Source organism: Fodinicurvata fenggangensis DSM 21160 (assembly GCF_000686045.1).
GTDB lineage: Bacteria > Pseudomonadota > Alphaproteobacteria > Kiloniellales > DSM-21159 > Fodinicurvata > Fodinicurvata fenggangensis.
Window position 1 is genome coordinate 49,724 of sequence record NZ_JMLV01000001.1, and the last position, 13,733, is coordinate 63,456.

A 13,733-nucleotide genomic window follows, 5' to 3' on the forward strand; every position below is an offset into this window, starting at 1 on the left:
CAGTCGCATCATTTTATTGTCTTGATTTCCTGACCGAGAGTCAGGGTAGCTCTTAAGGGGACCTACAATGCGTTTAGCTTTTCTTGGTGTTGCTGCAGCTCTGCTGCTCGCAGCCTGTCAATCCACACCCAGTGAATCCGATTCGGCCAGCAGTGAGGCTTCAGCAAGCGGTTCCGGAAGCGGGAGCGATTCCAGCCTGAGTCAGGACAATCTGGGCTCGGCCGACCCCGGCACCCAGGAAGACCTTGAGCAGCGGATCGGCGACCGCGTGTTCTTCGACTTCGACAGCAGCAGTGTTCGCCAGGATCAACGGCGTACCGTCGAGTTGCTGGCCGAATGGATGCAACGCTATGACAATGTGCAGCTGAGCATCCAGGGGCATGCCGACGAACGCGGAACGCGTGAGTACAATCTGGCCCTTGGCGAGCGTCGCGCAAATGCAGTGGAGGAAATGCTGGTTGCGCTTGGGGTGCCGGAGTCCCGGCTGACGACGATTTCCTATGGCAAGGAACGACCGGCCGAGATTGGATCGAACGAGGAAGCCTGGGCGGCCAATCGCCGTGCAGAATTCGTTCTCCGCTAATTTCGGATAACAACTTGGCGATCAGCAGATGCCCGGTTCACCTGATCCGGGCATTTTGCTTTTCCGATGGCCGCAAGTATCGGGTGACTGTTCGGCAACGTTTCGGCCAACTGGCCAAAATGCCTCATTTGTGCCACGAATGCTCTACAGATGATGTGAACATCTAATCCATGGGAATGGACGGCAGGATGATAGCGCCATACAGAAGTTCCGGAAACTCGCACAGGCGATCAGGCGCAGGCTTAGGGCGGATCCTCTCCGCAGGCCTGGTTGCGGTTTCCATTGGTCTAGCAGCGCCCGCTGGTCTAGCAGCGCCCGCGACGGCCCAGCAGACCTCCGATCAGTCACGCTTCATGGCCTACAGCGATAGGCTGGATGAATTCGAGCGCCTGGTACGTGAGTTGACTGGGCGTGTGGAGAGTCTCGAGCATCGGCTGCGTGAGGCCAACCGCCGCATTGAGCAGCTGGAAGCCGAGCAGGGGCAGGCGCGTGACAGCAGTGAGACCGTCGATACCTCAGGCGTCGCCGAGGGCGAAGAGACCCTGGAAGATTTCGACGAGACGGCGGGCAGGGGAAGCGAAGACTCGCAGCCCAGGGATCTCGGGACAGTGCCGGATGACAGGGAGGAAGACGGTTCAGATTCGGCAGCTGCGGAGCCTGCCGGCGGCGATGGAAGTCTGCCCGAGGGCAGCGCGACCGAGCAGTACAACTATGCCTTTGGCTTGCTGCAGGAAGCAGAGTGGGAGCAGGCTGAAGCAGCCCTGGCTGCATTTGTCGCGGAACACCCGGATGATTCCCTGGCGGGCAATGCGAAGTATTGGCTGGGAGAGACATACTATGTGCGCCAGGATTATATCGAGGCAGCACAGACCTTTGCCGAGGGGTACAAGGACTATCCAGACAGCAACAAGGCACCGGACAATCTGTTGAAACTCGGAATGTCGCTGGCTGCGCTTGAACAGGTCGAGGATGCCTGTGGGACCTTTGAGGAACTGGAAGAGCGCTACAGTGATGCAGCCAGCCAGATTCTGGAGCGCTCTCGCGCGGAACGAGAGCGTCTGGACTGCTGAGCCCTGTCGTCCTGCATTGGACTGGAGGTGCTCTTGCGGGCCATGAGCGGGCATGAAGCCAGCAGCAGGGCGATTTCGCCCGATGAATTCTCGGACCTCATGCAGCCGTTTGCGCCATTCGAGGCCGGCGCCAGGATCGCCTGTGCGGTCTCGGGTGGCGTGGATAGTACGGCGCTGCTGCTGCTGCTGGCGCAGTGGTGTCAGCGGTCGGGACATGAATTGCTGGTTCTGAGCGTTGATCACGGCTTGCGTACGGGGTCTGCGGGAGAAGCCGAGGACGTCATGCGGCAGGCCCGCTCGCTTGGTCTCAAGGGCCGGATCCTGCCCTGGCAGGGGGCGAAACCGAAGGGAGCGGTTCAGGAGCCGGCCAGGAAGGCGCGTTATGCGTTGCTGTCGAACTGCTGTCGGGAAGAGGCAGTCCTTCATCTTGCCCTTGCGCATCACGCCGATGATCAGGCCGAAACCTTGGCTCTGCGCCTTCAATCGGGCAGTGGCCTTGCAGGTTTGGCGGGCATGTCGGCCGTGCGTTACCTGCCGGACCTGCGCCTCCTGCGGCCCTTGCTCGGCATTCCGAAAGCACGTCTGGAAGCGACCCTGAAGCTGCATGGACTGGAATGGCACGAGGATCCCTCGAACCGGAATGCGGGACATCGCCGTGTTCGGTATCGAGCCGTGCTGGGCGAGGCAGACGAAGGCAAGCAGCTGACCCGGACGCTTCTCTCCACATCCGGGGCACTCGGCCGCTTGCGCGCCTGGTCCGACGCCGAGACTGCCAGGCTCTTGGCGCGCGCCGTGGAGCTTCACCCTGCCGGCTATGCCCTGGTGCAGAAAGCGGTTCTGCAGGATGCACCGGAATGGCTCTGGCGCGGGTTCTGGGCGCGGCTATTGCGCACAGTCGGGGGAACAGCCCACAGCGTTCGCAGTGCCTCACTGGATGAGGCGCGCGCTTTCCTGTTTGCCAGGGGGCGCATGCCGGAAACATTGGGCAGGTGCCGTATCCAGGAATTCGATGCGGGTCAGCTGTTGGTCATGCGCGAGCCGGTCGGACTTCCGGATGTTGCCTTGAAACCGGGGGCGGCACTGATCTGGGATGGCCGCTTCCGTTTTAGGCGCTTGCCGGACTGTCCAGACCAGAAGGTTGTCATGATCCGTGGATTGGGTGAGGATACGGCTGGCAAACTGGCGCGTTCGGTCCCAAGTTTGCAACAATGCCGTATGCCGAGACGGACGTGGGCGTCTTTTCCTGCGGTGTTCTGTCTTGACGGTTTGCTTGCGGTCCCCCACCTGAATTATAAATGTTATAAAATGCGGGATAAGTACGGCATCTCGTGCGTTCCGCAGCCGCATCATTCCCTGGCTGAATCCATTTTTCGGCTGGCAGTGAGTGGATCTTGATGGTTGAGACCGTCGTGCAGCCTGTAAGAACAACTACGTGTTTTTACTGGTTTTCGACCGGTTATAGTGAGGATATCGAGCTTTGAATTTCAGTCGTAATGCAGCGCTCTGGTTTATAATCATCCTGCTGCTATTCGCGCTGTTCCACCTGTTCCAGGGCAGCACCGAGCAGTCTCCGCAGCAACAGCTGTCCTATTCCCAGTTCGTGAACTCGGTCGAAGAAGGCGCGGTCCAGGAAGTCACCATTCAGGGCCACAAGATCGAAGGCCGCATGCGTGATGGCCAGACTTTCTCGACATATACGCCACCGGAAGATCCCAACCTGGTCTCGCGCCTGGAAGATGCAGGTACCCAGATCAACGCCAAGCCGGAAGATAGCGGCAACCCGCTGCTGTCCATTCTGATTTCATGGTTTCCCATGCTGCTGTTGATCGCAGTGTGGATTTTCTTCATGCGTCAGATGCAGGGTGGTGGCGGCAAGGCCATGGGCTTTGGCAAGTCCAAGGCCAAGATGCTGACCGAAAAGACAGGCCGCGTGACCTTTGAGGACGTGGCCGGTATCGACGAGGCCAAGGGCGAGCTGGAAGAGGTCGTGGAATTCCTGCGTGACCCTCAGAAGTTCCAGCGCCTGGGTGGCCGCATCCCCAAGGGCATGCTGCTGGTTGGTCCCCCGGGTACGGGTAAGACCCTGTTGGCCCGTTCGATTGCGGGTGAGGCCAATGTTCCCTTCTTCACCATCTCCGGTTCGGATTTCGTCGAGATGTTCGTGGGTGTGGGCGCCAGCCGCGTGCGTGACATGTTCGAGCAGGGCAAGAAGAACGCTCCCTGCATCATCTTCATCGACGAAATCGACGCCGTGGGGCGTCAGCGTGGCGCCGGCCTGGGCGGGGGCAACGATGAACGTGAGCAGACCCTGAACCAGCTGCTGGTCGAGATGGATGGGTTCGAATCGAACGAGGGCGTCATCCTGGTGGCGGCGACCAACCGTCCGGACGTCCTGGATCCGGCCCTGCTGCGCCCGGGGCGTTTCGACCGCCAGGTGGTCGTGCCCAATCCCGATGTGCTGGGACGCGAGAAGATCCTGAGGGTTCACATGCGCAAGGTGCCGTTGGGCCCCGATGTGGATGCCAAGGTCGTCGCACGGGGCACGCCTGGTTTCTCGGGCGCGGATCTTGCCAACCTGGTGAACGAGGCCGCCCTGATCGCCGCACGTACCAACAAGCGGGTCGTGACTCATCACGACTTCGAGCAGGCCAAGGACAAGGTTCTGATGGGCGCTGAACGGCGATCGATGGTCATGACCGACGAGGAAAAGGAACTGACCGCCTATCACGAAGGCGGACACGCGCTGGTCTCCCTGTTCGTCAAGGGCAACGATCCCCTGCACAAGGTGACAATCATCCCGCGTGGTCGAGCCCTGGGTGTCACCATGTCACTGCCCGAGCGGGACCGCCTGGGCTTTGCCAAGCGTGAGATCGAGGCCAAGCTGGCCATGATGTTCGGCGGCCGTGTGGCCGAGGAACTCATCTACGGAGCGGAGAACGTCACCACCGGTGCTGGAAACGACATCCAGCAGGCCACCAACCTGGCACGCCGCATGGTGACCGAATGGGGTATGAGCGAGAAGCTGGGTCCCCTGCGTTACAACGAGAACCAGGACGAGGTCTTCCTGGGGCACTCGGTGGCGCGGCACCAGAGCATCTCCGAGGCCACGGCCCAGATGATCGACGAGGAAGTGCGCCGCATTATCGATGATTCCGAAAAGAAGGCGCATGAGATCCTGACCGAGCATCGGGACGACTTGCACAAACTGGCCAAGGCCCTGCTTGAGTACGAGACTTTGACCGCGGACGAGGTCAACAAGGTGCTGAATGACGAGCCGATAGAACGGCCCGACGTCTCAGAACCGCCCAAGCCCGGACCTGGCAAGCGGTCGTCGGTGCCTTCCAGTGGCCGTTCCGGCCAGGGCAAGGAAAACCCTGGTGGTATGGGACCGGAACCGGAACCAGCGGGTTAAGGCCTGGAGCCAATGAAGAGAGAAAAGGGCGCCTGCAATCAGGCGCCCTTTTCGTATGTGGGCTCTTGGGATTGAGCGCTTTTTTGCGCTGTTCATCCTCGATATAAGCAAGACATGGCACAGTGTAGACTCTATCTCGAACCCGATTGCCTTTCCCGTCAGCTGCCACCTGGCAGCCGTCCCCTTGCCGGAGGCCCCTACAGCTTTTCCCGTTGCATAAGGGCGCTGCGCGACGAACGTGGTGCTGTCCTGCGCGAGAGCCTTCCTCTGGACGAGCTGGGGGATGAGGCCGCGGGTGTTCTTGAGCGTCTCACGGCACCGCGGGCGCCCTTTGCCGGTGTGGACATGACGGGACCCAGCGTGATGGGGATCGTGAATGTAACGCCGGACAGCTTTTCCGATGGGGGCGAGCGTTATGCCGCCGAACAGGCCATTGCCGATGGCCTGGCCATGTGGGAGGCGGGCGTTGCTTTCGTGGATGTAGGCGGGGAATCCACACGGCCAGGGGCTGAACCGGTTCCAGACGAGGAAGAAAAGCGCCGTGTTCTTCCGGTGATCCGCGAACTGAGCGCGGCCGGCGTGCGCGTATCCATCGACAGCTATCACGCCTCTGTCATGGAGGCGGCAATCGAAGCTGGTGCCGCCGTGATCAACGACATCACCGCCCTGACCGGAGATCCCCATAGCCTGGAGCTGGTGGCGGAAAGTGGCCTGCCGGTTATTCTCATGCACATGCAGGGACGCCCGCAGACCATGCAGAAATCACCATCCTATGAGGACGTGGCGCTGGATATCCTCGATTTCCTGGAGCAGCGGATCGAGCGCTGCCTTGAGGCGGGAATTGAGCGGGAGCGGATTGCTGTGGATCCAGGTGTCGGCTTTGGCAAGACGCTTGACCACAACCTGGAGCTTCTCAATCGCCTGTCCGTGTTCCACACTCTGGGCTGTCCGATCCTACTGGGGGCAAGCCGGAAGACCTTCATTTCGCAGCTTTGCGGAAAGCTGGAGCCCGGTGAACGCGTTTCAGGAACCATGGCCACGCTTCTGGCCGGATGGACGCGTGGGGTGCAGATGCATCGCGTGCATGATGTGGCCCAGGCCCTGCAGACCATCAGGGTGTGGCAAGCCATCGAGGGCGCTGTGGAAAGGTGACGAGCGGATTCGTTTCGGGATTCACGAGTGAGGATAGAGGGCTCTAGGCATGAGACGACGGCTATTCGGAACCGACGGCATTCGCGGCCGCGCCAATGAGGAACCGGTAACGGCCACGACGGCACTGAAGTTGGCGATGGCCGCCGGGGCACAGTTCGCGCGCGGCTCGAAACACAACCTCGTGGTCATTGGTAAGGATACGCGGCTTTCGGGCTACATGCTGGAGCCGGCGCTGACCTCTGGCTTTATTTCAGTGGGCATGGACGTGGTTCTGCTGGGCCCGATTCCGACACCGGCCGTGGGAATGTTGACGCGCAGCCTGCGGGCCGATCTGGGTGTCATGATTTCCGCGTCCCACAATCCCTTCGAGGACAATGGCATAAAACTGTTCGGTCCGGATGGCTTCAAGCTGTCTGATGCGGTGGAAGGCTCCATCGAAGTGGCGATGGAGGAGGACCCTGTTCATATTCGCGCGGCAGGCGCCGAACTGGGCAAAGCGCGACGGCTGGAAGACGCCCTGGGCCGCTATCTGGAGTTTGTCAAAAGCAGTTTTCCGCGTGGCCTGCAGCTGGATGGACTGAAGATCGTGGTCGATTGCGCAAACGGGGCCGCCTATCGTGTGGCGCCGGACCTGCTGTACGAGTTGGGGTCCGAAGTCATTCCCGTGGGTGTGGAGCCGGATGGTTTCAACATCAACCTGGATTGTGGCGCCACCTCACCAGGAACTCTGTCGGAGCGCGTACAAGCGGAAGGCGCAGACCTGGGGGTGGCCCTGGATGGCGATGCGGACCGTGTTGTCTTCTGTGACCAGAATGGGCGCATTGTGGACGGCGACCAGGTGATGGGACTGATCGCGGGCACCTGGAAACGGGCCGGCCGCCTCAGCAGTGCAAATGTGATCGCAACCGTGATGTCCAATCTGGGCCTGGAACGCTGGCTCGGAGAGAACAGCCTGGAGCTGCTGCGCACGCCGGTTGGTGACAGATACGTCGTCGAGCGCATGCGCCAGGAGAATTGCAACCTGGGGGGGGAGCCCTCTGGTCATATCATCATGAGCGATTTCACGACCACGGGCGACGGTCTGATTGCCACATTGCAGGTTCTGGAGGCCCTGGTCACCGACGGGCGGGCGGCCAGCGAAGTTCTGTCGGTCTTCGAACCTGTTCCCCAATTGTTAAGGAATGTGCGTTTCAATGGTGGCCAGCCGCTCGAGGCCGGGCCTGTTCAGGAGGCGATTCGTGATGGAGAGGACAGGCTTGGCGCGGGGGGCCGGCTGGTGATCCGGAAGTCAGGCACGGAACCCTTGATCCGCGTGATGGCCGAAGGCGACGATGCCAGTCTCGTCAAGCAGGTCGTGGACGACATTGTCCAATCGATAGCCGAGGTTTAGCCCGTTCACGAAAGGAACACGACGCGATGACAAAAGGCAGGATTCTGCTGATAGGCCGTTCCGACTGCCTGGGGGAAAAGGGCGTTCAGGCTGGTATCTGGACAGCCGGTGTTCATGGCCTGACAACCTCCACGGTTATCATGAGCTTGACCGCACACGATGAAGGCCGGAATTTCGATGAAACCGAACTGCCGGGAACCTTCATCATTCGGCAGGCGGAAGCCATCCTGGACTCCCAGAAGATCGATGTCGTGAAAATCGGGCGTCTTTCCTCGGAGGAACAGATCGAGGCGACCGCAAGAATCCTGGAAGACAGCCGATTGTCCGGCTGTCCCGTGTTGATCTCACCCGCGTTCTTTCGTGCGAACGACGAGCCGGCTCTGGGCGTGCGGGCAATCGCCCACTGGAAACGGCGCTTGCCCCACTTGGCACGGATGGTTGTCGTGACGGAGCGAGAGGCGGATGCTCTTGGCGGGTTCCAGGCTGAAGGCCGGGAGGAACTGCCGCATGTTGCCGAGACACTGGCGACGCTCGGCAGCGAAAGTGTGCTTCTCAGTGCACAGGACCCGGGTCGGGCTGGTGGTGTCGATATCTTCCTGGATGACGAGGGCATTCTGTACGAGCGGGACTTCCCGGTGACGAGACAGGGTGAGGCAGGACTCGATACGCCCAATCTCTCCACGGCAGTGGCCTGTCAATTGGCGCTGGGTCACGGGAACCAGGAGGCCGCACGTCGTGCCCGGGATTTCATTGTTACGGAACAGAATGGTGAGGCGGTCTTGTCGGATTTCACGAAGGTTCAGGGAGGCTGAGCAGAAATATGATGGGACGTGTCCTCATTATCGCCGGATCTGATTCCGGCGGTGGGGCCGGGATTCAGGCGGATATCAAGACCGTCACTGCCCTGAAGGGCTATGCTGCCACGGCAATCACGGCCCTTACGGCCCAGAATACGCTGGGTGTTCATGGCGTGCATGGCATCGATCCAGATTTCATAGCCCAGCAGATCCAAGTGGTCCTGCAGGATATTGGAGCCGATGCCCTGAAAACGGGCATGCTGCATTCACCAGCCGTCATCGAGACGGTGGCAGGGGAACTGCGGGACTACAGCAATCGGATTCCTCTTGTCCTCGATCCCGTCATGGTGGCTCAAAGCGGTGCCAACTTGCTGGAACCGGAAGCCGTGGAGAGTCTCAAGGAAAATCTTCTACCGCTGGCAGACGTCCTTACGCCCAATGTACCGGAGGCCGAGAAGCTCACAGGCATGGAGATTACCTCGCCTGAGCAGATGCAGACCGCGGCGCGCAGTCTGCTGGAAATGGGGCCACGCTCGGTCCTGCTGAAAGGCGGACACCTTGAAGGCGCAATCCTTTACGACGTTCTTGCGACTTCCGAGGGAGTCGAGGTTTTCTCGGATAAACGGATTGAGACCAGACAGACGCATGGGACGGGCTGCACCCTGGCTTCAGCCGTGGCAACGGGGTTGGCGCAGGGACTCACCAGAAGCCAGGCGGTGGCACGTGCGCGCGCGTATCTGCGTCGCGCCCTGAAGACACCACCCGGCTACGGGCAGGGTGAAGGCGGCGTGGATCACGCGCACACTGTTGGTGTTTTCCAGATGGACTGATGCGCTGGCAGTCAAACAGCGCGTCCAGCAGCCTATAAGGGTTTTCTTTTTACAGGAAACACTTCCAGATGGTTATCTAGGCCTGCGGAACTTTCAAGGTCCGCGTTATTATCTAACTGAAAAATAGATGTTATTCTTCTGATTTTGTTCGGCTGGGCAGAAGCGGGGCGGATTCCGTCGTTTCCGGATATTTTCCGCAAGCTGCGTTGACGCACTGCAACATCAGGCCTAGTATCCAGCCCTCAGCTATCGCTGAAGCGACCTATAAGCGCGAAGGAGCGCCATTTCACATGAATATGACTGTAAGCGCGGCATACAAGCCAGCGACACGTCCCGCGAATCCGAATTTCTCTTCCGGACCTTGCGCCAAGAGGCCCGGGTGGTCCCTTTCTGCGCTGGAAGATGCCTTTACCGGCCGTTCCCACAGGGCCAAGGCAGGGAAGGCAAAGTTGCAGGAAGTGATCGATCGCTCCAAATCCATACTGGGCCTGCCGGATGACTGGCGGCTGGGTATTGTTCCGGCGTCCGACACCGGGGCTGTCGAGATGGGGCTCTGGTCCCTGCTCGGTGCGCGCGGTGTCGATTTGCTGGCCTGGGAATCCTTTGGTTCCGGTTGGGTGACCGACGTGGTCAAGCAGTTGAAGCTTGAGGATGTCCGCCGGCTGGAAGCCGATTACGGACAACTGCCTGACCTGTCCTCTGTGGACGGTAATCGCGACATCGTCTTTACCTGGAATGGTACGACCTCGGGTGTCTGCGTTCCGGATGCGGGCTGGATTCCGGCCGATCGCAAGGGCCTGGCCATCTGTGATGCCACTTCGGCAGCCTTTGCCATGGACCTGGATTACAGCAAGCTGGATGTCGTGACCTGGTCCTGGCAGAAGGTCCTGGGCGGTGAAGGTGCGCACGGCATGCTGGCCTTGAGTCCGCGCGCCGTCGAGCGCCTGGAAAGCCACACCCCGACCTGGCCCTTGCCGAAGATTTTCCGCCTGACCAAGGGTGGCAAGCTGAACGAGGGAATCTTCCGCGGCGCCACCATCAACACACCTTCGATGCTCTGCGTCGAGGACGCCCTGGATGCGCTGAAGTGGGCGGAGTCCATTGGCGGCCTGGACACACTGGTTGCACGCTCTCGCGACAATCTCCAGGTCGTCGCCGACTGGGTGGCCCAGAGTGAATGGGCCGATTTCCTGGCCGAGGAAGCGGGCAGCCGGTCTTCGACCTCCATCTGCCTGAAGATTGTCGACCCCTGGTTTACGGCACTGCCGGCGGACAAGCAGGCAAGTGTGGCCGATGGTGTGGCGGCAAAACTTGAGGACGAGGGCGTGGCCTACGATATCAATGCCTACCGGGATGCGCCGGCGGGATTGCGTATCTGGGGCGGTGCCACAGTTGAGCAGAGCGACATGAAGGCGCTTCTGCCGTGGCTTGATTGGGCCTATGCCGAGGTCAAGGCTTCCAACGCCTGAAACAGCCGACGAAACCTGTCTTGAAACTGAATGGAAATCATTGATTCATGCCAAAGATCCTTATTGCAGACAAACTGAGCCCGCTTGCTGTCGATGTCTTTCGACAGCGCGGCCTGGAAGCCGATGTCGTCACCGGACTTTCGGAAGACGAATTGGTCGAACGTATTGCCGATTATGACGGTCTCGCGGTGCGTTCCGCAACGAAGGCGACGGAACGGGTTCTGGAAGCCGGCGCCAAGGGTAACCTGAAGGTCGTCGGTCGCGCCGGTATTGGTGTGGACAACATCGATATCCCGGCTGCGACGGCCAACGGCGTGGTTGTGATGAACACGCCCTACGGGAATGCCGTCACCACAGCCGAGCACGCCATCGCCATGATGTTCGCCATGGCGCGCCAGATTCCCCAGGCCAATGAATCCACGCAGGCCGGAAAGTGGGAAAAGTCCAAGTTCATGGGCACCGAACTGACCGGCAAGACCCTGGGGCTGATCGGTTGCGGAAACATCGGCACCATCGTTGCCGAGCGGGCACATGGCCTGAAGATGAAGGTGGTTTCCTATGACCCGTTCCTGTCATTGGAGCGTGCAAAGGATCTGGGCATCGAAAAGGTCGAGCTGGACGATCTGCTGGCACGTGCCGACCTCATCACGCTTCATGTGCCCCTGAACGACCAGACACGCGGGATACTGGATACCAAGGCCCTGGCCAAGTGCAAGGAGGGCGTGCGTATCGTCAACTGTGCCCGTGGTGGCCTGGTTGTGGAAGAGGATCTGAAGCAGGCACTGGATTCCGGTCAGGTCGCCGCGGCGGCACTGGATGTTTTCGAGGTGGAGCCGGCCAAGGAGAATGCGCTCTTCGGTCACCCGAACCTTGTCTGCACGCCGCACCTCGGCGCTTCTACCAGCGAGGCGCAGGAGAAGGTGGCCGTACAGGTGGCCGAACAGATGTCGGACTACATTCTGACCGGCGCCGTGACCAATGCCATCAATATGCCCTCGCTCAGTGCAGAGGATGCCAAGCACCTGGGCCCCTACATGTCGCTGGCCGAACAGCTTGGCTCCTTCGCTGGCCAGCTCACACGCACGGGCTTGCAGTCGGTAAGGATCGAGTACGAGGGGCATGTCGCCGGCCTGAACACCAGGCCGCTGACCCAGACGGTGCTGGTCGGCCTGCTGCAGCCCATGCTGGATTCCGTGAATATGGTGAACGCGCCGATCATGGCGCGTGAGCGGGACATCGACGTGGCGGAGGTCAAGTACGAACGCGACTGTGACTACCAGACCCTCATTCGCGTCACGGTCGAGACCGAGAACCAGGAACGCTCCGTGGCCGGAACCCTGTTCGGAGGTAGCAAGCCACGGCTCGTGGAGATCAAGGGCATCCAGGTCGAGGCACAGCTGGGCAAGCACATGCTCTATCTGACCAATCAGGACAAGCCCGGTGTGATCGGCGCCCTGGGGCGCATTCTTTCCGATGCGGGGCTGAATATCGCAACCTTCCATCTGGGGCGGACCGAATTCGGCGGCGACGCCATTTGCCTGCTTGAGCTTGATGGCGATGTGCCGGCCCCCATCCTGAAGGAAATTCGCGAGCTGCCACAGGTTCTGCGGGCGGAACCCCTGCGCTTCTGAGCCTTCTGGCCAGATGGCAGCCCCTGCGCACCAAAAAACGCTGGAGCAGGGCCGTTTCTTGTGGGATCAATGCGCCCGATTTTACGGTCTATGGCAGTATGAACAGTGAGGCCACGGGTCGCTTGCATTAAAGCGGGTCCGTGGCTTCACGGTCGTTCGAGACTGGGCAGGTGCGGCGGTCTGGACAGGCCACGTCCTGTTTGTCAGCTGCCGAAAGGATGGGGGTTACATGTACTCCGGCGAAGCAAACGGTGCGAGGCAGGCGTTGCTGCCTGCTGGCCTGCAGGACGTACTCTACCCGGATGCGGCCAATGAAGCGGCCATTGTGGAGAAGTTGATTCGCCATGTAAGCCGCCATGGCTATGAACGCGTCAAGCCACCACTGATTGAATTCGAGGACAGCCTTCTGGCCGGTCCGGGTGGTCAGGTTTCGGATCAGACCTTTCGCCTGATGGATCCCATAAGCCAGCGCATGATGGGCCTGAGGGCAGATATGACACCGCAGGTGGCGCGTGTCGCCATCTCGCGATTGGCCCAGGAACCGCGACCGCTCCGGCTTTGCTATGCCGGTGAGGTCTTGCGTGTGCGGGGCAGCCAGCTGCGCCCGGAACGCCAATTCACCCAGGTCGGTGTGGAACTGATCGGCAGTTCCGCCTCGCGTGCCGATGCCGAGGCCGTGTTCCTGGCTGCGGATGCGCTGCTGGCCCTGGGAGTCGAAGAGTTGTCCGTCGATCTGTCCCTGCCGACCCTGGTAGGACGGGTGTTCGAGGCGCTGGAACTGCCGGACAGCATGCAACAGGACCTGCGGGCGGCTCTGGACCGGAAGGACTCCGCGGCCGTGCAGCAGTCGGCTGGCACGCATGCCGCACTTTTCGACGGACTGCTGCGCGCTTCGGGGTTGGCCGAAGAGGCCCTGGAGCGTATCGAGAAACTGCCATTGCCAGCTGCGGTGAGGGGAGAGGTCGAACGTCTCGTCCAGGTGATCGGCGAGGTGCGCGCCATGAATCCCGGTCTGGTCATGACAGTGGATTGCGTCGACCACCGCGGCTTTGAATACCAGACGGGCCTCTCCTTTACCCTCTTTGCCTCTGGCGTGCGTGGCGAGTTGGGACGTGGTGGCCGCTATGACGCCCCGCGCGGCGAGGTCGAGGGAGAGCCCGCCATTGGCTTTACTCTCTTCATGGACTCTGTACTGCGTGCGCTTCCCGGACCTTCGCAGGGACGGCGCCTTTTCCTGCCTGTAGATGCGGACGGCGCCGCAGCGACGGCTTATCGGGCAGCGGGCTGGGTTACCGTGGCGGCACTTGACGACAGGATTGATCCCAGAAGTGAAGCGCTTCGCCTGAATTGCACCCACATTCTTGTGGGAAACAAGATCGAGGAACTGGAGGACTAGGGT

The 13,733-nt window shown here is 60.7% G+C and carries 11 protein-coding genes; all 11 read left to right on the forward strand.

Annotated elements, in window-relative coordinates; genetic code table 11:
• Positions 1 to 67: 67 nt before the first annotated feature.
• The 11 genes from pal (at position 68) to BP38_RS0100295 (ending at position 13,730) form a co-directional block, all read left to right on the forward strand.
• A complete protein-coding gene (pal, locus tag BP38_RS0100245) occupies positions 68 to 583 on the forward strand; it encodes a peptidoglycan-associated lipoprotein Pal (RefSeq protein ID WP_026986067.1) in 516 nt (171 codons plus the stop codon).
• A 353-nt stretch (positions 584 to 936) separates the two neighbouring features.
• Positions 937 to 1,653, forward strand: coding sequence for a tol-pal system protein YbgF (ybgF, locus tag BP38_RS18270; protein ID WP_051608763.1), 717 nt, complete (start codon positions 937 to 939; stop codon positions 1,651 to 1,653).
• Positions 1,654 to 1,695: 42 nt separating this feature from the next.
• Positions 1,696 to 3,048 carry a tRNA lysidine(34) synthetase TilS gene (tilS, locus tag BP38_RS18275; RefSeq protein ID WP_051608766.1) on the forward strand — a complete coding sequence of 451 codons (1,353 nt, stop codon included), beginning with the start codon at positions 1,696 to 1,698 and terminating at the stop codon, positions 3,046 to 3,048.
• Positions 3,049 to 3,130: 82 nt separating this feature from the next.
• Positions 3,131 to 5,065: an ATP-dependent zinc metalloprotease FtsH gene (gene ftsH / locus BP38_RS0100260; protein ID WP_026986068.1), complete on the forward strand. Its 1,935-nt coding sequence runs from the start codon at positions 3,131 to 3,133 to the stop codon at positions 5,063 to 5,065.
• A 114-nt stretch (positions 5,066 to 5,179) separates the two neighbouring features.
• Positions 5,180 to 6,217 (forward strand): dihydropteroate synthase, encoded by a 1,038-nt coding sequence (gene folP / locus BP38_RS0100265; protein ID WP_026986069.1) that lies wholly within the window; start codon positions 5,180 to 5,182, stop codon positions 6,215 to 6,217.
• Between the two features lie 49 nt (positions 6,218 to 6,266).
• Positions 6,267 to 7,607, forward strand: a complete 1,341-nt coding sequence (gene glmM, locus BP38_RS0100270; protein WP_026986070.1) for a phosphoglucosamine mutase — start codon at positions 6,267 to 6,269, stop codon at positions 7,605 to 7,607.
• Between the two features lie 26 nt (positions 7,608 to 7,633).
• Positions 7,634 to 8,419 (forward strand): bifunctional hydroxymethylpyrimidine kinase/phosphomethylpyrimidine kinase, encoded by a 786-nt coding sequence (locus tag BP38_RS0100275; protein WP_026986071.1) that lies wholly within the window; start codon positions 7,634 to 7,636, stop codon positions 8,417 to 8,419.
• Positions 8,420 to 8,427: 8 nt separating this feature from the next.
• Positions 8,428 to 9,234 carry a bifunctional hydroxymethylpyrimidine kinase/phosphomethylpyrimidine kinase gene (gene thiD, locus BP38_RS0100280; RefSeq protein WP_026986072.1) on the forward strand — a complete coding sequence of 269 codons (807 nt, stop codon included), beginning with the start codon at positions 8,428 to 8,430 and terminating at the stop codon, positions 9,232 to 9,234.
• A 296-nt stretch (positions 9,235 to 9,530) separates the two neighbouring features.
• Complete coding sequence (locus BP38_RS0100285; protein ID WP_026986073.1) at positions 9,531 to 10,703, forward strand: phosphoserine transaminase; 1,173 nt, start codon at positions 9,531 to 9,533, stop codon at positions 10,701 to 10,703.
• Between the two features lie 47 nt (positions 10,704 to 10,750).
• Positions 10,751 to 12,334 carry a phosphoglycerate dehydrogenase gene (serA, locus tag BP38_RS0100290; protein WP_026986074.1) on the forward strand — a complete coding sequence of 528 codons (1,584 nt, stop codon included), beginning with the start codon at positions 10,751 to 10,753 and terminating at the stop codon, positions 12,332 to 12,334.
• Positions 12,335 to 12,563: 229 nt separating this feature from the next.
• The gene (locus BP38_RS0100295) at positions 12,564 to 13,730 is read left to right on the forward strand and encodes an ATP phosphoribosyltransferase regulatory subunit (RefSeq protein WP_035723036.1); all 1,167 of its coding nucleotides are present in this window, start codon (positions 12,564 to 12,566) and stop codon (positions 13,728 to 13,730) included.
• Positions 13,731 to 13,733: the final 3 nt, after the last annotated feature.

Bases quoted from the DNA above. Each gene is read 5' to 3' on its own strand.
- folP (WP_026986069.1), top strand. From the start codon at position 5,180: ATGGCACAGTGTAGACTCTATCTCGAACCCGATTGCCTTTCCCGTCAG.
- BP38_RS0100285 (WP_026986073.1), top strand. From the start codon at position 9,531: ATGACTGTAAGCGCGGCATACAAGCCAGCGACACGTCCCGCGAATCCG.
- pal (WP_026986067.1), top strand. From the start codon at position 68: ATGCGTTTAGCTTTTCTTGGTGTTGCTGCAGCTCTGCTGCTCGCAGCC.
- tilS (WP_051608766.1), top strand. From the start codon at position 1,696: ATGAGCGGGCATGAAGCCAGCAGCAGGGCGATTTCGCCCGATGAATTC.
- ybgF (WP_051608763.1), top strand. From the start codon at position 937: ATGGCCTACAGCGATAGGCTGGATGAATTCGAGCGCCTGGTACGTGAG.
- BP38_RS0100275 (WP_026986071.1), top strand. From the start codon at position 7,634: ATGACAAAAGGCAGGATTCTGCTGATAGGCCGTTCCGACTGCCTGGGG.
- glmM (WP_026986070.1), top strand. From the start codon at position 6,267: ATGAGACGACGGCTATTCGGAACCGACGGCATTCGCGGCCGCGCCAAT.
- serA (WP_026986074.1), top strand. From the start codon at position 10,751: ATGCCAAAGATCCTTATTGCAGACAAACTGAGCCCGCTTGCTGTCGAT.
- thiD (WP_026986072.1), top strand. From the start codon at position 8,428: ATGATGGGACGTGTCCTCATTATCGCCGGATCTGATTCCGGCGGTGGG.
- BP38_RS0100295 (WP_035723036.1), top strand. From the start codon at position 12,564: ATGTACTCCGGCGAAGCAAACGGTGCGAGGCAGGCGTTGCTGCCTGCT.